27 protein-coding genes are annotated in these 16,905 nt (G+C 37.6%); 17 read left to right on the top strand and 10 right to left on the bottom strand.

Translation table 11 applies throughout. From position 1 onward, the window contains the following. The first annotated feature begins 235 nt into the window (after positions 1–235). Both RV13_RS10415 and RV13_RS10410 read left to right on the top strand, forming a co-directional pair. Positions 236–436: a cold-shock protein gene (locus tag RV13_RS10415; protein WP_028020787.1), complete on the top strand. Its 201-nt coding sequence runs from the start codon at positions 236–238 to the stop codon at positions 434–436. A gap of 77 nt (positions 437–513) precedes the next feature. Beyond that, positions 514–747 (top strand): hypothetical protein, encoded by a 234-nt coding sequence (locus tag RV13_RS10410; RefSeq protein ID WP_010743897.1) that lies wholly within the window; start codon positions 514–516, stop codon positions 745–747. 46 nt (positions 748–793) lie between these two features. On the opposite strand, the gene RV13_RS10405 is transcribed toward RV13_RS10410, so the two are convergent. Further along, complete coding sequence (locus RV13_RS10405; RefSeq protein ID WP_028020786.1) at positions 794–1,264, bottom strand: ImmA/IrrE family metallo-endopeptidase; 471 nt, start codon at positions 1,262–1,264, stop codon at positions 794–796. Between the two features lie 4 nt (positions 1,265–1,268). Then, positions 1,269–1,595: a helix-turn-helix domain-containing protein gene (locus RV13_RS10400; RefSeq protein WP_060789353.1), complete on the bottom strand. Its 327-nt coding sequence runs from the start codon at positions 1,593–1,595 to the stop codon at positions 1,269–1,271. A 218-nt stretch (positions 1,596–1,813) separates the two neighbouring features. Between RV13_RS10400 and RV13_RS10395 the strand changes: the two genes are divergently transcribed. The 4 genes from RV13_RS10395 (at position 1,814) to RV13_RS10380 (ending at position 4,190) form a co-directional block, all read left to right on the top strand. Further along, the gene (locus RV13_RS10395) at positions 1,814–2,203 is read left to right on the top strand and encodes a DUF722 domain-containing protein (RefSeq protein ID WP_028020784.1); all 390 of its coding nucleotides are present in this window, start codon (positions 1,814–1,816) and stop codon (positions 2,201–2,203) included. Between the two features lie 301 nt (positions 2,204–2,504). Beyond that, positions 2,505–2,720: a BhlA/UviB family holin-like peptide gene (locus RV13_RS10390; protein ID WP_010743893.1), complete on the top strand. Its 216-nt coding sequence runs from the start codon at positions 2,505–2,507 to the stop codon at positions 2,718–2,720. A 78-nt stretch (positions 2,721–2,798) separates the two neighbouring features. Next, positions 2,799–3,476 carry a peptidoglycan amidohydrolase family protein gene (locus tag RV13_RS10385; protein ID WP_060789352.1) on the top strand — a complete coding sequence of 226 codons (678 nt, stop codon included), beginning with the start codon at positions 2,799–2,801 and terminating at the stop codon, positions 3,474–3,476. 21 nt (positions 3,477–3,497) lie between these two features. Then, positions 3,498–4,190 (top strand): phage tail tip lysozyme, encoded by a 693-nt coding sequence (locus tag RV13_RS10380; RefSeq protein WP_028020783.1) that lies wholly within the window; start codon positions 3,498–3,500, stop codon positions 4,188–4,190. Positions 4,191–4,246: 56 nt separating this feature from the next. On the opposite strand, the gene RV13_RS10375 is transcribed toward RV13_RS10380, so the two are convergent. Together RV13_RS10375 and RV13_RS10370 are read right to left on the bottom strand one after the other, a co-directional pair. Further along, positions 4,247–4,975 (bottom strand): class I SAM-dependent methyltransferase, encoded by a 729-nt coding sequence (locus RV13_RS10375; RefSeq protein WP_028020782.1) that lies wholly within the window; start codon positions 4,973–4,975, stop codon positions 4,247–4,249. Positions 4,976–5,061: 86 nt separating this feature from the next. Further along, a complete protein-coding gene (locus RV13_RS10370; protein WP_028020781.1) occupies positions 5,062–5,277 on the bottom strand; it encodes a hypothetical protein in 216 nt (71 codons plus the stop codon). 487 nt (positions 5,278–5,764) lie between these two features. Between RV13_RS10370 and RV13_RS10365 the strand changes: the two genes are divergently transcribed. Both RV13_RS10365 and RV13_RS10360 read left to right on the top strand, forming a co-directional pair. Continuing rightward, positions 5,765–6,196, top strand: a complete 432-nt coding sequence (locus RV13_RS10365; RefSeq protein ID WP_028020780.1) for a universal stress protein — start codon at positions 5,765–5,767, stop codon at positions 6,194–6,196. 21 nt (positions 6,197–6,217) lie between these two features. Continuing rightward, positions 6,218–6,646, top strand: coding sequence for a universal stress protein (locus RV13_RS10360; RefSeq protein WP_028020779.1), 429 nt, complete (start codon positions 6,218–6,220; stop codon positions 6,644–6,646). Positions 6,647–6,668: 22 nt separating this feature from the next. Here the strand turns inward: RV13_RS10360 and RV13_RS10355 are convergent, their stop codons facing one another. Further along, positions 6,669–7,229: a GNAT family N-acetyltransferase gene (locus RV13_RS10355; protein WP_028020778.1), complete on the bottom strand. Its 561-nt coding sequence runs from the start codon at positions 7,227–7,229 to the stop codon at positions 6,669–6,671. A 254-nt stretch (positions 7,230–7,483) separates the two neighbouring features. Further along, positions 7,484–7,633: a hypothetical protein gene (locus RV13_RS21015; protein WP_010743885.1), complete on the bottom strand. Its 150-nt coding sequence runs from the start codon at positions 7,631–7,633 to the stop codon at positions 7,484–7,486. Positions 7,634–7,899: 266 nt separating this feature from the next. On the opposite strand from RV13_RS21015, the gene RV13_RS10350 reads away from it, so the two are divergent. The 3 genes from RV13_RS10350 to RV13_RS10340 all read left to right on the top strand — a co-directional run bounded on the left by RV13_RS10350 (position 7,900) and on the right by RV13_RS10340 (position 10,080). Next, on the top strand, positions 7,900–8,622 hold the full coding sequence (locus RV13_RS10350; RefSeq protein WP_028020777.1) for a C39 family peptidase: 723 nt from the start codon (positions 7,900–7,902) through the stop codon (positions 8,620–8,622). A gap of 155 nt (positions 8,623–8,777) precedes the next feature. Beyond that, on the top strand, positions 8,778–9,206 hold the full coding sequence (locus RV13_RS10345) for a universal stress protein (RefSeq protein WP_028020776.1): 429 nt from the start codon (positions 8,778–8,780) through the stop codon (positions 9,204–9,206). 115 nt (positions 9,207–9,321) lie between these two features. Beyond that, complete coding sequence (locus RV13_RS10340; RefSeq protein WP_060789350.1) at positions 9,322–10,080, top strand: MerR family transcriptional regulator; 759 nt, start codon at positions 9,322–9,324, stop codon at positions 10,078–10,080. Between the two features lie 19 nt (positions 10,081–10,099). Here RV13_RS10340 and RV13_RS10335 read toward each other — a convergent pair whose 3' ends face one another. Continuing rightward, positions 10,100–10,687, bottom strand: coding sequence for a hypothetical protein (locus RV13_RS10335; protein ID WP_249024478.1), 588 nt, complete (start codon positions 10,685–10,687; stop codon positions 10,100–10,102). A gap of 216 nt (positions 10,688–10,903) precedes the next feature. Between RV13_RS10335 and RV13_RS10330 the strand changes: the two genes are divergently transcribed. Both RV13_RS10330 and RV13_RS10325 read left to right on the top strand, forming a co-directional pair. After that, positions 10,904–11,164, top strand: a complete 261-nt coding sequence (locus RV13_RS10330; protein WP_060789349.1) for a hypothetical protein — start codon at positions 10,904–10,906, stop codon at positions 11,162–11,164. A 441-nt stretch (positions 11,165–11,605) separates the two neighbouring features. Beyond that, entirely contained in the window at positions 11,606–12,031 is a 426-nt protein-coding gene (locus tag RV13_RS10325) for a universal stress protein (RefSeq protein WP_028020896.1), read from the top strand. A 36-nt stretch (positions 12,032–12,067) separates the two neighbouring features. On the opposite strand, the gene RV13_RS10320 is transcribed toward RV13_RS10325, so the two are convergent. Together RV13_RS10320 and RV13_RS10315 are read right to left on the bottom strand one after the other, a co-directional pair. After that, entirely contained in the window at positions 12,068–12,328 is a 261-nt protein-coding gene (locus tag RV13_RS10320) for a hypothetical protein (protein WP_010743878.1), read from the bottom strand. After that, a complete protein-coding gene (locus RV13_RS10315; RefSeq protein ID WP_028020897.1) occupies positions 12,315–12,569 on the bottom strand; it encodes a DUF5960 family protein in 255 nt (84 codons plus the stop codon). Before RV13_RS10315 ends, RV13_RS10320 begins: the two co-directional genes overlap by 14 nt. A 189-nt stretch (positions 12,570–12,758) precedes the next feature. Between RV13_RS10315 and RV13_RS10310 the strand changes: the two genes are divergently transcribed. The 3 genes from RV13_RS10310 (at position 12,759) to RV13_RS10300 (ending at position 15,619) form a co-directional block, all read left to right on the top strand. Continuing rightward, positions 12,759–13,547: a MerR family transcriptional regulator gene (locus RV13_RS10310; protein WP_035019737.1), complete on the top strand. Its 789-nt coding sequence runs from the start codon at positions 12,759–12,761 to the stop codon at positions 13,545–13,547. 89 nt (positions 13,548–13,636) lie between these two features. After that, the gene (locus RV13_RS10305; RefSeq protein WP_060789347.1) at positions 13,637–14,812 is read left to right on the top strand and encodes a M28 family metallopeptidase; all 1,176 of its coding nucleotides are present in this window, start codon (positions 13,637–13,639) and stop codon (positions 14,810–14,812) included. A 564-nt stretch (positions 14,813–15,376) separates the two neighbouring features. Continuing rightward, positions 15,377–15,619: a YjcQ family protein gene (locus RV13_RS10300; RefSeq protein WP_060789346.1), complete on the top strand. Its 243-nt coding sequence runs from the start codon at positions 15,377–15,379 to the stop codon at positions 15,617–15,619. A gap of 250 nt (positions 15,620–15,869) precedes the next feature. Here RV13_RS10300 and RV13_RS10295 read toward each other — a convergent pair whose 3' ends face one another. Next, complete coding sequence (locus RV13_RS10295) at positions 15,870–16,241, bottom strand: hypothetical protein (RefSeq protein ID WP_060789345.1); 372 nt, start codon at positions 16,239–16,241, stop codon at positions 15,870–15,872. A 208-nt stretch (positions 16,242–16,449) separates the two neighbouring features. On the opposite strand from RV13_RS10295, the gene RV13_RS10290 reads away from it, so the two are divergent. After that, a complete protein-coding gene (locus RV13_RS10290) occupies positions 16,450–16,887 on the top strand; it encodes a universal stress protein (RefSeq protein WP_010743874.1) in 438 nt (145 codons plus the stop codon). The last annotated feature ends 18 nt before the right edge of the window (positions 16,888–16,905 follow it).

Below are 16,905 nucleotides of genomic sequence, written 5' to 3'. Positions count from 1 at the left end.
AATACAAGATTTAAATGGAGTTATTAAGGAAAAGAATCAAAACTTAATATTATATGGATTGTTTTGCAGAAATGTTCATGTTTTTTTGCTTTTAGGATTTATTCATGTTATGGTAACTAAGTAATACTTTGATATGTGACTAGGTAGTTATCTAGATAATTTAAGATACTTTTTCTTACACGTCATTTTTTATTACAAAATAAACACAGTTGATGTGTAATTGGAGGTACTTTCTATGAATAAAGGTACAGTAAAATGGTTTAATGCAGACAAAGGTTTTGGTTTCATCACTGGAGAAGATGGAAATGATGTTTTCGCACATTTCTCAGCTATCCAAGGAGACGGATTCAAATCTTTAGACGAAGGTCAAGCAGTAACGTTTGACGTTGAAGAAGGCCAACGCGGCTTACAAGCTTCAAACATCGTTAAAGACTAATAATTGTTTATTGACGGATGACTAAGGAGATCGGAAACGGTCTTCTTTTTTTATAATATTTGAAGGAGGATATTCAAATGGCGAACACCTATGGATTCAAATCTCCAAAGCCCTCATTTTTAGGGGAGCGCTTCTCAATTGGACAAGAAGTATATTTCGAATATAAAAAGGAAACACAACTAGGAATTGTGAAGAATAAATTAAACAATTCAGCGATCGTTAAAATCATCAAAAGTGAAACAGAAGATTTCATTGATTTTACAACGGTTGTTAGTTATGGAGAACTAGTCGATCCTGAAAATAATTTTTAAATCAGCGGATAAAACAACGACCTTAGCGAATAAGCTAAGGTCGTTTTTAATCGTCAAAAAATTCGATGACTCCGATGGTGCCATTTCCTCGGAAAAGAATGCGATAATTTTTATAGGATAATCCATCCTCATACATCCGGGCATAGACTTTCACGGCATGCTCTAAGGAATCCTTATTGATCCCCAAATAATCGGCGCATTCCCAAACGGTAGAGAAACGTTCTTTGTAACAGTCAATGATGTCTTGGGGAGATACCACCAAAGTTGCTCCGACATCACGGGCTTTTTGTTCTTGTTTGCGTTTTTCCTTGGTATCCTGGGGTGTAATATCACCGGAACTAGTCAAGTAGTGGGCGATCTCCTCCGCGACTGTATCGGTCAATTCTTCAGAGGTTTGGCGTGGATTCAAATAGACATGGTTGTCGATATACAATCCTTTTTGTCCATCTGGCATAGCTGGATCAAAAATATAATTGATTCCTGGAAAATGAGCCATTAATTTTTCTGCTTTATCCATCCAATCAATCCTTCTTTGCGTGTTTCTGCTTAATAAAATCAATATAGTTCAAAATATCTTCCATTTGTTCCTCAGTCACTTCATCATCAATATGAGCCGCGACAGTCATCTGTTTGGTGGAAAAAGAAGACTTTTGTTCTCGTCCGTGCAAGTAATCTAAAGTCACATTAAAAAAATCAGCGATCCTATTTTGCATCTCTATATCGGGCGTTCGTTTTCCTTGTTCATAGGAAGCGTAAGTCGTTTTAGCGACCCCTAATTCTTTAGCCATGTCCATCTGAGTTAGGTGAGGTGTTCTTTTTCTTAATTTTTTTAATTGTTGTGCAAACATAGTCCCACTCCCTTCTTCCCTATAATACCACGAAATGTCGTAGATTTTCTATAAAAAACAGACGATATGTCGACAAAATGATTTACATAGTACGCGTAATGTATTACCATTAATCTACAAAAAAGAATTTTACGTTGGTTCAGAGGAAATTTAGTATTAAAAATAATTTACTATTTCTCTGATACTTCAAGTAATAGTTATTTTAAGGAGGAAGGACCATGGAAAAATGGAAGAAGGATTATTTAAAAGGCATTTTGCAGGATTATCCTAAAATGGAAGACTACTATTTAGAAAGAAAAGAAAAACTGCTCTTCCGTAGTAAAGAGACTCATCAACACTCAAATAAAGAGACCAAAGATAAAAAGCTGTTAATTTCTATCTCTTTAGACCGTCAGCTGATTAATTTAGAGCGAAACCAAAAGATCATTTCAATGTGTTTAGAGACGGCAACTGAAGAAACAAGAGAAATCATCGAACGCTTGTATATGTCCAATAAGCAAAAAGGAACGCTCGACTTAGTCGCAGATCAAGTCTTTTTAAGCAAGCGGCAAGTGATTCGACTGCGTGATGCCTTTTTCGAAGAGCTAGCTGAACATCTAGGAATTTGATGTCTTTTTTTTGGCAACAAAACGAACATAAGTTCGTATATAGTTTAGATAGATCAAACAGGAAGGGGTGAAATGTATGAAGAAACGAAGGTATAAGTAAAAGATTAAGGCGAATAAGAAGTAGCAATTTTAAGGGGTCGGAAGGATTTTTGGTAGATAGTTTTTCTATTTTCAGGTGTTAAATGGTGCGTTTTCAGTGTGGATAGAGAATTTCGAAATCACGTATAGATTCAATTGTTCTTCTGAATGACCAAGAAGTAATGAACAAGAAAACAGAATAATTTTAGGAAGCTGGTGAAGCATGGATAATTTTATTTCAACGTTTCTCAATAATCCTGAAAGCATCGGATTTCCAGTGCTTTTTGTCTTTCTCTTAGTATGGGTGATGAAACAAAACAATGCGCGAGAAGAACGCTATTTACACACGATCGACGAGTTGACGGAATCACTCAAGCAAGTAGAGAGAATTGAGACAACGGTCAATCATATTAATGAGAGGATAGGAGAACATGGATAAGGTTTTGACACATATTTTGGCGACAGGGGTTAGTTTTTCACTTTATTACAGATAAACAAGATAAAGGAGGGAATTTTAATGGGTGACATCAATAAAATGATTCAATGGATGAAGGATCGAGAAGGTAAAGTAGTTTATGAACAAGTCAGACCGTGGGGAACAGGAACCCCACCAAGGTATGATTGTTCTGCTGCTGTCATTTCTGCTTTAAGAGCAGGCGGTTTTTTGGACAATAGCGGAGGAAATTACGGAAATACAGAAACATTATATGGATTAGAAGGTAGTTTATTAATTCCAATCTCCAAAGAACAAGTAGGTAAAGGTGATATTTTCGTTTCAGGTCCTAAAGGCTCGTCCACGGGAAATAACGGACATACAGGGATTTTTCTTGATAATCAAACAATTATTCACGCTACAAAGTATTTACCTTATGGCATTAATGGGATTGTAACGTCTGCAGCGGAAGGTTGGTTAGGCGGGCCGCCAGTTTATTATTATCGGTTAAAAGGCGGAAATGCAGCAGGAGACGGTGCCACTAAAGGCGATGTTCAACCGCAATGTTTTATAGAAATGAATAATGGAATTTCATGGTTTGATGGAAAAAGAAGACACAATCTTCCAAATAAAGACTGTCAGGAAATCGTAAATCGAATTTATCGTGAAAATAATGGTAAAGACATGCCAACCATGAAAATGAAAGGTGCTGATGAAGCTTGGCTAGTAAGGCTAGACCAAGCAATTAATGCTAAACCGTAAAAATGAAAGGAGTGAATTGTATTGGGACAAAGAGAAGTAGCAAAACAAGTTTGGGATTTTTTAGTTTCTCGTGGTTGGACTAAACAGTCCGTAGCTGGGATATTAGGAAATATTCAAAGTGAAAGTAGTTTAAATCCTGATATCTGGTCTGGAGATGGGGGATATGGTTTGGTCCAATGGACACCAGGATCAAAATTAATTGATTGGTGTAATAGTCTTGGAATGAATTACAAAACTGTAGATGCTCAGTGCCAACGTATTCAATTTGAAATGGAGAATGGGCTTCAATGGTTCAGTAATCCGCAACGACCAGATCTAAGTTATATTTCATTTCGGGATTTTACAAAATTGACGGATGTAAAAAAAGCAGCAGAATATTTTATTGCTTTTTATGAACATCCCGCAAATCCCAACCAACCAGTTCGAGCAACACAAGCGCAATATTGGTACGATCAGTTTAAAAATGAAGGGAATACAACAAGTCAAGGAGGAATTGAAATGCAAGCATTAATTACGATTGGACAAGGAACAAAAAAAGGAATTAGCTGGTTTGATGGACAAAAAAGACATAACCTACCACATGCAGACTGTGCAACTATCTTGAATGAGGTTTATCACAAAAATACTGGAAAATATATGCCAAACATTGATTTATCTGGAGATAAAGAAGCGTGGCTAGTTCGTTTGGATCAAGCCATTAATGCGGGTTCTTAATAGTAAAAGCCACTTCAAACTTGAAGTGGCTTTTTTCTATATTTACGTAAATGCTATTAACTTCTCTCCGCCGCCACAATCAGCATCATTGGTCGCCGCATTTCGTCTTTCATCCCTGGGATGTCCATCATATTTTCAGGGGGCATCGGTTCGACGATGCGCTTGATTTGAAAGCCATTGGTTAACAGATTATCTAAATAAGTCGTCAGCGTCCGATGGTATTTTGTCACATCGCTACCGAGAAAATGCGCAGTTCGCTGTCCTTCGTAAAAATAATTATCGACAGGGAAGTGCAGAATGGTACCTTTGTCATCATAAACCCAATCTTGTGAACCTTCAGCAGTAAAGATTGGATGCTCGACTGAAAAAACGAATTGTCCGCTTGGGACTAACCATTTCGCAATGTTTTTTGTGAGCTTTTCAAAATTGGCAATATAATGAATCGCTAGTGAGCTGATCACAACATCAAAACTTTCCGGTTCAAAGGTGACTTCATCAATACTGGCATGAAGATAAGTAATAGTATCGAAAGTATTCTTTTCACGAGCCACGGCAAGCATTTTTTCAGAAAGATCTACGCCTACTACAGAGGCAGCCCCATGCTCAGCGGCATAAAGGCAATGCCATCCATAGCCGCAGCCAAGATCCAATACCCGCTTTCCTTTAAAATCAGGCAGCAGCTCTTTTAATGTCTGCCACTCACCGGCACCATCTAGTCCCTGCTGGCTGCGATTCATTTGGCTGTAGCTTTCAAAAAATTTCTCATTATCATAAATATTAGTCATCGTAATTCCTCCATGTAATTTTTAATGATCTTAAACTACATGGAGTCCATCTCTTTTGTGTGCAATCATTTTTTATTCCTCGCTTTCTAAATTTCGTTCATCCAATAAGTGCGGTCGATTGGTTCGACAAAAATCTCAAATTGGATGGACTCGCTTTCAATAATATGAGTGATCCCATGGACCAGCAAAAATTTCTCTGGTTCCTTCAATTGTAAGGTATCGCCCACCTGAGGGATCAAAGTAAGATCGATTGTCCGCTCTTCTTTGCGGGTGAGGATATTCTTTAAGTTGGCTTTATACATGTCCTTTCCTCCAATTGCACTGTGTGTCAACATACCTAGTTTAACACACAAAAGCCAGAGAAAAAGAGGGATTTTTATTTAAACCAGGGTATTTTTAGGTATCGTTACTAAGCAAAAAAAAAGACCGGCCCCAAAAGGCAACGGTCCGCAAGTGAAAAAACAAATTCTATAAAGGATGGGTAATACCCGCTTATAACTATAATTGGAAAAGGCTTTCTTTGCAACTTTTTTGCTCAAAAAAAGGCCGCCGCAGGGCAACGACGGCCGGAGTCCTGGGAAGGAACTCGGATAAACAAATGAACTACTGTAACCTTAACGGATTGGCAAAAGAGATACAAGAAAAATGCTCACAATAGAAAAAATAGTTTGGATTTTTAGACGTTCCTGTATGTAAGAATCTTTTCTTGTTTGGATCAGTAGAAAAAAGGTGATTTCGTTTCACAGTTTTCTTGTTTTCCTTTATACTTAAATAAAGGAGGCGGTTACAATGCTTGATAACTACAAAAATATTTTAGTAGCAATTGATGGGTCTGAGCATTCAGAACATGCTTTTGCTAAAGCAGTTGAAGCGGCTAAACGCCATGATGCTAAGTTGAATGTTATTTCAATCATTAATGACAGTGAACTCTCCACAAGCGCGTTTTCTTTCAGTAAAATTTACGCGGCAGAAAAAGAACAAGTTGAAAAAGAACTATTGAAAAAAGTACATGATGCCTCTCGCAAAGAATTTGAAAATATTGAACCATTTGTTGATTTAGGCAGTCCAAAGGAGAAAATCGTTGAATTTGCAAAGGACAATGATGTAGATATGATTTACCTTGGAGCTACGGGAAAAGGAGAAATCAGTTTATCACGCATAGGCTCTACTGCGGCGTATGTTGTGAACCATGCCCCATGTAGTGTGACGGTGATTCGATAATTGAAGTAAGGAGCGGATAGTATGATTGGTAGATATAAAAATATTATGGTGGCTGTTGACGGATCGGATCAGTCTGAGGGTGCTTTCTTTGAAGCAATCGGTGCGGCTCGACGAAATGAGGCCAAATTGTATGTTGTCCAAGTCATTGATGATTCCAGTATTTTAATGAGCAGTGCCCAGCCGATGGATGATATCCTAGCTGAAGAAACACAACGGGCAAAACAATACCTAGAGAAGCTGGCTGAACGGGGACGTTATCAAAATATGGAGCTCGTTCAATATATCGGAAATCCTAAAAAAGCGTTGACGGAAGAATTGCCGAAACAATATGGAATTGATTTAATTTATGTTGGAGCTACTGGTAAAGGTCGTTTCCAACGGTTACTAGTAGGATCTACCAGTGGGTATATCGTGAATCATGCACCTTGTAACGTAATGGTGGTAAGATAAAGAAGGGGTTTTGGTGAGACAATCACTCATCAAAACCCTTTTTGAATTGTTCTTTTAGTAAAGTGTAACGATTCATATCTCGTAATTTGCCAAAAAGCAAAGCATCCTGAGGTTCTGTACTGGTTTTAATGAATCCGGCTCTTTGTGCCACGCGATTACTAGGTTCATTTTCTGTGTCAACGCAGATGATCAGTTTATTTAGCCCATATTCTTCAAAGGCAAGTGTGCAAATTGCCTGTACACTTTTTGTAACAATTCCCCGCTTCGAATATGAAGAGTGTAGCCAATAGCCAATTTCTCCCTTACCGACTTTTTTATCAATGCCGTGAATATCAATGCAGCCGCAAATTATTTGGTCATAAAGGATAAAAAAGAGATACTCCGTCTCTTCCGCATAACCATGAAGCTTCAATTTAATAAAATCTTTTTCGTCTTTGATAGATTTAGTCTCAGCGATGACATCTATGAAGGCCTCGATATGTGGTCGATCTGATTCAATCAATGAAAAAAGTTCTTCCGCAGCATCAAGCTGAGGAAAAGCCAAGGCAACATGTTCATCAATTGAATAGGTAAAAGCGTTCATAACCAACACCTCCGAAATTTCTTTCGTCGACTATACCAAGATGTCTATTGAAAGTCAAAAAAGCACCTACCGTGGATTCACAGCAGGTGCTTTTAACGCAATTTCGCGTCTTCCATTGAAGAGTCACTCCTTGTTCGTATGAAGGAATTCATTTTTTGAGAAAAAATGAGTCTTATTCTCAACCCGTATGTCATTTCACTAATCAATCTAAAGCTTGAAGTGAAACTGAAATCCTTGTTCGTATGAAGGAAATTCTATTTTGTTTTTTGCAATTCTTGTACCGCTTTTTCAATCGTTACACCGGTTGCTACGTGATTCTTATCGTTTTTATCAAAAACGATAAAAAGATTTAAATCAGTATTCAATGTGACACGGTATTGCATATTTTTGTTATCGAATGTCATAGTCATTCTCCTTTCTTGTAGTGACGAAAGGCAACGATCACGTTGATAACGAAATTCCAATGATTACTATAGCACAGAGTTAATTAGTTTTACTAATAAAAAGTTCGTAAATGCTGTAAAAGGCAATGAATTTATCAAATCCTTAAAGTGTGTTTTTTTAATAAGATAAAAAAGTATTAAACTAGTTTTAGTTTAAGGGTTTTTCTTTGGTACATTTCCTAATAAACCGTATAATTTCCGATGGACTATTAATGTTAGGTGATGGCATGAAGAAAAAGAGAATAATAATACTGGTGTTTTTTATCGCATTACTTGGAGGGATTATCTACTTTGCTAAAGGAAAAAATGAACTGACAGAGCTCATTGAACAGCCACAGCAAAAAAATAAAGTGGTTCTCAATGTTCCTTTGGAAAGTCAGTTTGATGGAGAGGCGTTGGAAAATGGCTGTGAGGTGACGGCGTTATCTATGCTATTGCGCTATTACGGCTATGAGACGAATAAAAATGAACTAGCTGATGAATTAGATTATCAACCGCTTTATACAGAATCAGGAAATCACGGAAATCCTCATCTAGGCTTTGTCGGAGATATTACGGGAGGCGATGAAGCAATGGGTGTTGCGGTTGAGCCTATAGCGAAGTTGGCAAAGGAATATGTAAGCGATGATTATCGCGTGGTGTCTAGTGAGAAGACACCCTTTGATAAACTCATTAATGTTGTTGCCAGCGGGAAACCTGTGTGGATTGTTGCGACGGTGGATTTTCAAGTTCCCAAGGACGATGACTGGCTGCTGTGGGAGACTGATCAAGGGAGTATGTATGTCACACCACTGATTCATTCTGCGGTTATCACAGGTTTTGATCGTGAGAAAGAAATTGTCTATGTAAATGATCCTTATGGGTATCAGAACCGCGAAGTTGATTGGTCTGACCTAGAAGATATTTACAAAGAATCTGACCAGCAATCCCTTTATCTAGAAAAAATATAAACTTTTTACCACTTCGATGCATTTTGAAGTGGTTTTTTATTGTTTTTGAAAAAAGCCAAACCCACAAAAGATTGTTTTACAACAATCTTTTGGTTTGAAAAAGTGCTTACAAATCTTTTTCTGGTTGCTATACTGGAACAAAGGGGGAAGGCACAATGAAAGAACGCTATTATAATATTCTAGCTGCAGTCGATGGTTCACCACAATCGCACCAGGCATTAATGGAAGCAGTTGAAGCCGCACGTAGAAATAATGCACGTTTGTACATCGCACGGGTTGTCAATACTACGGGATTGCTAATAAATAGCGCGACGCCTGTTTCCCAGATTATCGAAGAAGAAAAGCGTGTCGCAATTAAGCAGCTGGAAGAAGAAGTGGCTGGGATTGATTACTATAATAAGCAAATGGTTACCTGTGTCGGGAGTCCTAAGAAGGCTCTTTGTTTTGAATTGCCTGAAATCTATAAGATCGATTTAATTTATATGGGGGCAACAGGAAAAGGAGCAATTGAACGTAGATTGGTCGGTTCTACGACAGATTATGTGGTGAATAATGCACCATGTAATGTCATGGTGGTTAAATAGTAGACATCGGCTGCCAGCAGAATACTGCTGGTTTTTCCTTGACCTCACAAGTTGAGGACGTTTAAAAAACCAAAGTATTGTATGAATGAACCGATAAATAGTAAGAAGGGATCAGATGGAGTATACGATCAAAGAGGTAGCGGAAATCTCAGAGCTCAGCATTCGCACGTTACTATTTTATGAAAAGCGAGGCTTGCTAATGCCTGCTGATTTAGACGGGGCAGGTTATCGGAGATATGCAGAAAAAGAGATGGATAAGCTGCAGCAGATTTTATTGTACCGATCGGCGGGTGTTCCTTTGAGAGTGATCAAGAATCTGGTGGATCGGCCAGCTGAAAGAATTCTAGAGACCTTGTTAGAGCAAAGAGCTAAAGTGGTGGAAAAACAAGAAGAATTGGCTCGTTTGTTGCAAGCTTTTGATAATACACTGCTTTATTATAAAGGGGAAATCAAGATGATGAACAAAGAAAGATTTGGAACACTTCAACACAAATCGTTAATAGAAAATGAAGAGAACTATGGAGAAGAGATCCGGGAAAGCTATGGAGGAGTAGCGGTGGAAAGTTCTAATCAGAACTGGCTAGAAATGAGTGACTTTGATTATTTAAAGATGGATGATATTGAAAATCAACTGTTCGATAAGTTATCTCGATACATAAAAGAAGGGGGCGTGCCTAGTTCACTAGCAGAGGAGATTTTTTCTTTACATAGATTGTGGCTGCAATATAGTTGGGAAAAATATACAAAGGAAGCCCATCGAAGTTTAAGTGAGTTGTATCTTAGTGATGAGCATTTCACCGATTACTATGATGAGAAATGCGGATTGGGTGCAACAGAAGCGTTATGTGAGATTATTCAATATTATACGAAATAAAAGGATTGAGGAGTTTTTCTCAATCCTTTTTTAATGCCAGTAAGCTCAAGGAACGCTGAGCTTCCATTGAAAATTGGTCTTCTTGTGCTAATAAATCTTTGCTTTGAAGAAAAGCGGAGAAGCAAATCAAACATTTCCATTGGATTAGTGGATCGTGGTCATAAGAATTTTTTATCTGCAGAAGACGCTGATAGTTTTGTGCTGTTGCCAAAGCGGGATGGTAGAAGGCCATATACCCGATGGCATCAATCAGCTCGCTTAATTTTAAAGGCGGAAGTTCTTCAGCTGAAGCTAACAAAACCGGAAACAGCTCAGGGTTCATTCGTCCTAACGACCGAGCCATCAAATCCCTTAGTAAAGGAAAGGATTTCTTTTTGGAAGGAGCAATGGGGATGCGGTGCTGATTCTTCCCAATTTTTCCAAGAAAGCCGATCATTTTGAGTGCGGTAGAGCTATCGCCGCCTTCCAATTTTTCTGTCATTGCTAAGCGGGTGTACAAGGCTGTTTCAGTCATTAATGAATGTAGAAGAATGTCTGTTGTTTCACAATCAAGGGGTAAAAGTTTGGCTGCGATTGTTCGATCGCAAGCATCTTGAGAGTGGAGCATAGAGATCAACGTCTCGCGTGAATTTGTTTTATGATTGAATAGGTCATTCCCTTCTATTCAACCTCGCTGCTTACGCTGCAAATAATTGTCCATAGAGCCCCTCCTTTTTAGAAAGTATACCAAAAAATAAAAAAGAAATTTTGTGTTTTAATTCACAAAATTATTGATTTCTATTATTAGCTATGCTATCATCAAAAAAAAGAAGAGGTGATGGGAATGAAAAAAGTAGTTGCAAATCCAATGGAGTTAAGAGATGCCATTCGTTGTGAGAAACAAAATATTTCAATCACAGGCGGCTTTGCTAAGATGATGCAGCCGATAGCGACACAACAGGCAGCGGATGTAGAAGCAATGGAGCTGCCCACATTTATGAAATTGGCTTTAGATCCTGCGACCATGAAGACATTAGCTACCGCATACAAGGTCGCTATGAAAAATGATTCAAAGGGTTTCGAATTAGAATACGTAAAGGTTTAATTTTTTTACCTACATTTGTGAAAAAAGTATCAAACTGATTGAAGGTTCATAAAAATAGCGATAAAAAAGATTTTTTAATGTTTGGAAATAGCACTATTTAAGTAAAATAATCTTTTTAATAATCGTATTCTGACATAATTAAAAAAAAAGACACTTTTGTGGAATGAAATTATTTAGTCAGATTCAGAATAAATTTAAAAATGTTAAAAAAACAATTCAAAAAAACACCAAAAAGAAGGACAAATCTGTTAAAATATGAGTATGAGGAAGACCTCTCTCAATCTTTCTTAGCTAGTTTTATTTGACTAGCATCCCCTTTAAGCACCTTGGTGATCAAGGTGCTTTTTTTTGAGCCAATAAAAGGAGATAAGGAAATTCCTTGATATTTATAGATGAAAAGGCTTACAATTAAATTGTATAAAGAATAAAGGGGGGCTTATTATGAAAGAATCATACAAAAAGATACTAGTTGCGGTGGATTCATCGGACCAAGCACGTCGAGCTTTTCAAGAGGCAATTGAAGTTACTCGTAGAAATGACGCGCATTTGTATATTTTGATCGTGTCAGATACCAATCATTTAGGCGCCGAGCCATATGCGGTTGAACACATCGTTAAAGAAGCAAGGAAAGCAGCTGGTGCAACGATCGAATCCTTAGAGGAGCTGATTCCAGAAGATATTTCCTATACATCGATTATTGATGATGGGAACCCAAAAGCCAAAATTGTCGCGTACGCTGAAGAGAAGAAGATTGACTTGATTCTGATGGGGGCGACAGGAACGGGAACATTTTCGCGCTTGTTGCTAGGATCAACAACGGCTTATGTAGTCAATAATGCACCATGCAATGTTATGGTCGTTCGTTAATAGAAAAGAAAGCCAGCACATGATATGCGCTGGCTTTTAGCTTGCTGTTTGGTAGGTTTGAAAATCATTCATGAGTTTTGTTTTTCCTAACACGGCGTATTTTGCAATGATTAATTGTCCGCGAGCATTTCGTTTACCCAGGACAAGAATCTTCATACCGTTTTCGACATCCGCAAGAAAATTCAGTGAGTGAGCCGCGATTAAGCAATGGGTGTTTTCTAGCTGAAAATAGACCAAAGGCTGCTGTGAAAATTGAATGATTTTTAGTTTTGATACGGTTCCTTTAAGAGATTCCATTTTCCTTCCTCCTCGTATGGATACCTTTGAAAACGAGCTCATCGTTCTTACGCTCAAACTGAAAATAAATATCTTTTTTGCGGCCGGTTTTTTTAGCAGGGATAACAAAGTAATCACGATTTTCTTCATCCATCTTAGCAGTAATTTGGCTCAAAAATAATGCTAACGGCAGGGAGTCTTTTACTAGAGAATCATAGGTTCGATAAAAAATTTCAACAGAATCTGGACTAATCATAGACATGGTCATCACCTCAAAATCATTATACGAACATTTGTTCGCAAAGTAAAGTAGTATGCGACTATTTTTCAAAATAAAATACGCAAAAAGAAAAGTATTTCTGCACAGGACGATGCTTGATAAAATAAAAATATCTGCTGTTTAGCAGTCAGTACGGATGAACATGAAAAGATATTTAAGATGGAGTTGACTATGAGAATAGAAAAAAAATACCGACCAATCGATTTGGCAAGGGTGTTTAACCTTCATCCCAATACGATAAGACTTTATGAAAAACAAGGGTTTCTATCTTTGTCAAAACGAGATAAAAATGGCCATCGCCTTTTTTCCGACCTGCATGTCTTGCAGGTAAAAATATGTCGATGTATTTTTGGCTACTCGTTTACAAATAGAAAGATTCGAGACGCTGGAAATAAGGTTATGTGGGCCTCTGGAAAAAAACAATGGCAGTCAGGGAAAGAATATGCAATTGACTATTTGAAGATTATCGAAAATGAATACAAACTTGCTCAAAGAACTGCTGATATTCTACATCATTGGGCAACAGATAAAAATGAAGGGCCCCTCACGTCTAAACAAGATCATCTTTCTAGAAAAGAAGCGGCAGAATTGTTTGGGGTTACCGTAGAAACAGTGAGAAATTGGGAGCGGAATCGTTTGATAAAAGCAAGTGTTACTGGAAATTTAGGAGAAATACGCTATGACGATGAAGAATTAGAAAAGATGACTGTTATCTACATGCTACGTCAAGCTGGTTACAGTATCACGGCGATTCAGAAAAGTATTATGCTGTATGAACAAGGACGAGGAGAACAAGTTTTGAAAGCTCTGAATGAGCCGGTCGATCAAAAGGAGATTCCTACTGAAGATCGGTGGCATTTTGAATTGTCTGTCGGAGATCGGTGGCAAACGGAGCTAAAAAAAATATTGGCAGCCGCAGAAAAGATTCCAGCAATTTTTGATGAGCTTTCTACCTTATAACTGCCTTACAGTTGTACACCACCCCTTTCTGATTCAGTTATTCTATTGTAGAGAAAGATTTCTCTAATACGAATAAAGGGGATGGAAAAATGATCAACAAATGGATGAGTAGGATAGCAAAGGAGCGACCTGTAGGCACAACAATAAATAATCGAATACTTGAACAACTTGAAGGGCTGTTTCAGAAGATGGCTTATGAGGTGAAATCCCTTCCTTTTCCTTGCTTTACTTGGCATAAAAGTCATTCATTTATAGTAGTAGATGGGAAGAAGTATCCGGTAATGCCTAGTCCCTTTTCGAGATTCTACAGAGATGAAGCGGAATGGGGAACGGCCGGATCGCTTAAAGAGCTGAAAAGTCTTGATTGTCGAAAAAAAATAGTGTTTCTTCATAGTCAATTAACCAAGGCATCTTTACAACCAAAAGATTATCCTTTTTATTATCCTAATGAACACAAAGAACTAATTGATGCGTTAGAAGATAGTGGAGTAGCCGCGATCGTTGCAGTGACTGGAGAACATCCTATATATGGCTTAAAGCCCTTTTACTTATTTGAAGATGGCAATTTTAAAGTTCCATCCGCCTATATTTCATACGAAGAATGGAAAAAAATGAAGCCCGTGTTTAAAAGTAATTCGCTTAAACTGGTCATTGATTCTCACATTGAGCAAGTAAGAAGTCGCCAACTCATTGCACAGAAAGAGGCGAAAAATGCGAAGGGGAATATCCTAGTTTGTGCACATATGGATAGCAAGTATGAGACTCCCGGTGCACTTGATAACGCTGCGGGTTTAGTGATGATGATGCAGACCATGGAATTATTGAAGAAAGAAAACTTAAACTATGCTATTGATTTTGTTCCATTTAATAGTGAGGAATATTACGAAGCAACTGGTGAATTAATCTATTTAAATGATTGTAAACGGAAAAACAAAGAGTTTGCGCTTGTTATCAATATAGACAGCGTCGGACATGTTGGATCGGGAATTGCTTTATCCACCTGTAATATGGACAGCAGGTTCGCGGCTATTTTGGAAAAGCTTTGTGATGACCATCCCATGGTAGCAAAAGGGCCAGAATGGTATTCTGGAGACCATGCCATCTATGCGTTCAAGTGTGTGGCAAGTCTAGCAGTGACCTCTCAGGATTTTTTTTCGGGGGGCTTAAAGAGGACACATACTCCAAAAGATATAAAAGATATGGTAGATTACGAGACGCTTGCGCTCGGCGCAAAGTTCATCGCGAAGTTGTTGCGGGCACTTTAGGACAGTTAGCGAATACAGAACGAAGAGGCACAGTTGTTCAATTTTGCTGTTTCGCCACATAAATTTTATCAATAGATTCATTTAAATAGAAAAAAGAACGCAAGCCAAAAAAGAAGGCAGACGATTAAAAGTAAGCGATAGATTTTGTGTCGAGGTTGGCGATAGAGCCAAGCATAGATTTTCTTCATATCAGTAATCCTTCTATTCAATGTTTCTAACAGAAAAACTGTTACCAAAAGGAATCCTACCCTATTGAAGGAAAGAAGTAAAGGATGAGAAATCAAAAAATACGACAAAGTATAAGGGACATAATAAAAAAATAAACAACACAAGCAGAATCCTTGCTTAAAATAAGTGTTTATAACGAAATTAATAAATTTAGAAAATTTGAGAAATAAGAATTATTGCAGCTTGTTTACAGGAAAATGGCGGTGTTCTGGTAAAATCCTTAATTTTCTTGTGTAAATAAAATAAGAATTTTATATATATAAAAAATAATTTGTGAAAATTATCTCAAATTTGTTTTTTTAGTGGTATTATAATCCTCCAGAAAGGGGGGATAGAATGAAATTAAAAGATTTGGAGTACTATATATTGGATGAGATCGCTAACAGAAATTTTAGCAATTTAAGCCATAACTTCTTCGATACTTCTAAAACTGAATTTGAAAATAGTATAGATAATCTGAAGAAACATGGCTTCATCCAAGGAAATATCTTTGATAGTAACGGCTCTATCAAAAATCAATTTAAGTTTTTCTTTTTGTCTGAAAAAGGAGAAAACTTATTAAGTAAAAATGTATTCTAAAATCTATTTTGGATCACTCATCATGAGTGATCCATTTTTCTTATCATTAAAAACCCTTGTGAAATAGCAGGTGTAATAAAAAAAAGCCTCTCAGCTTCTTTTTTACGTGGATGACAGGAATCGAACCTGCACCTCTATCTTAAATGCGGACTACATCATTGAACGAGTAAAACACCAAGTTCATCCACGTCTATAAGTATAGCGAAGTCTCAGGAAATTTAAAAGAAGTTCAAGAGCAATTAAAAAAATATTATACTTTGCGCTTTTTTTCGTAATCTTCTGCGAATTCTCTAGCGATCATCCAGCCATAGCTTTCGGTGATAGCGGCAGCGGTTGAACCGTTAACGATATTTCCGGCGACTGGAAGTTTCCCAGCTAAAAACCGTGCAGTCATTTGTCCAGCTTTTTGCGCTAAAAATTGTGTTGCTAGGGCTCTGGCCGCGCCTTCCTCAAGTTTAATATGGAAAACTTTGCCCAAAGCGATAACCATTGCCGTTTGAATCGGTAACAAAACAGTGGCATCGGGAAATGGTAGTTGTGCCATTCCTGCACCAACCCCTGCAGCAGCGGTGGAAGCACTGTGAATAATCAAATGTGCTTTTCTTCGTTGTGAGTTGTTCATTTTATGTCTCCTTTCGGAAAATCAGTGTAGAATTATCTATTTGTTCGTGAAGAAAGTTTAGCACCTTACAGAGTGAAGAACAATTTATTCGATCATCTTTAAAGCAGTTTTAATGATTGTAAAAGTAAAAAAATAAAGAGAAACGACGATTTTTATTTTTCGAAAGAAAAGCAAAATGATAAACTAGGATTTGAAAGGGGCGGTAAAAATGGTTGATGAATATAAAAATATTTTGGTTGCTGTGGATGGCTCTGAACAATCTAAAAAGGCGTTTGACGAAGCAATCAATATCGCGAAGAGAAATAAGGGGAAGTTGACCTTGACGACAGTGATTGATACAGCTAGTTTTACTGGGACAACAGGTGGGAGTTCCATTCCATTGATGCAGGAGGTCCATGAAAAAGCCCAAAGCATTATTAATGAGCTAGAGCAGCACCGTGTGGCAGAGGAAAAAGAAGTTCATTTGACTTCTCAAATCATTGCCGGCAATCCTAAGCGCGAGATTGTCGAACTAGCAGAAAAATTAGAGATAGATTTAATCGTAATAGGTGCAACTGGACTAGGCGCATTGTCATTGCTGCTGGTCGGTTCAACAACTGCATATGTAGTAAATCAAGCACCTTGTAACGTGATGGTCGTAAAATAGATAAACTAAAACCGTCTG

Origin of the sequence: Enterococcus raffinosus, assembly GCF_001886185.1 — a bacterium.
GTDB lineage: Bacteria > Bacillota > Bacilli > Lactobacillales > Enterococcaceae > Enterococcus_A > Enterococcus_A raffinosus.
The sequence above is the reverse complement of the archived record's forward strand: the minus strand, read 5'-3'. Positions and strand labels throughout refer to the sequence as shown.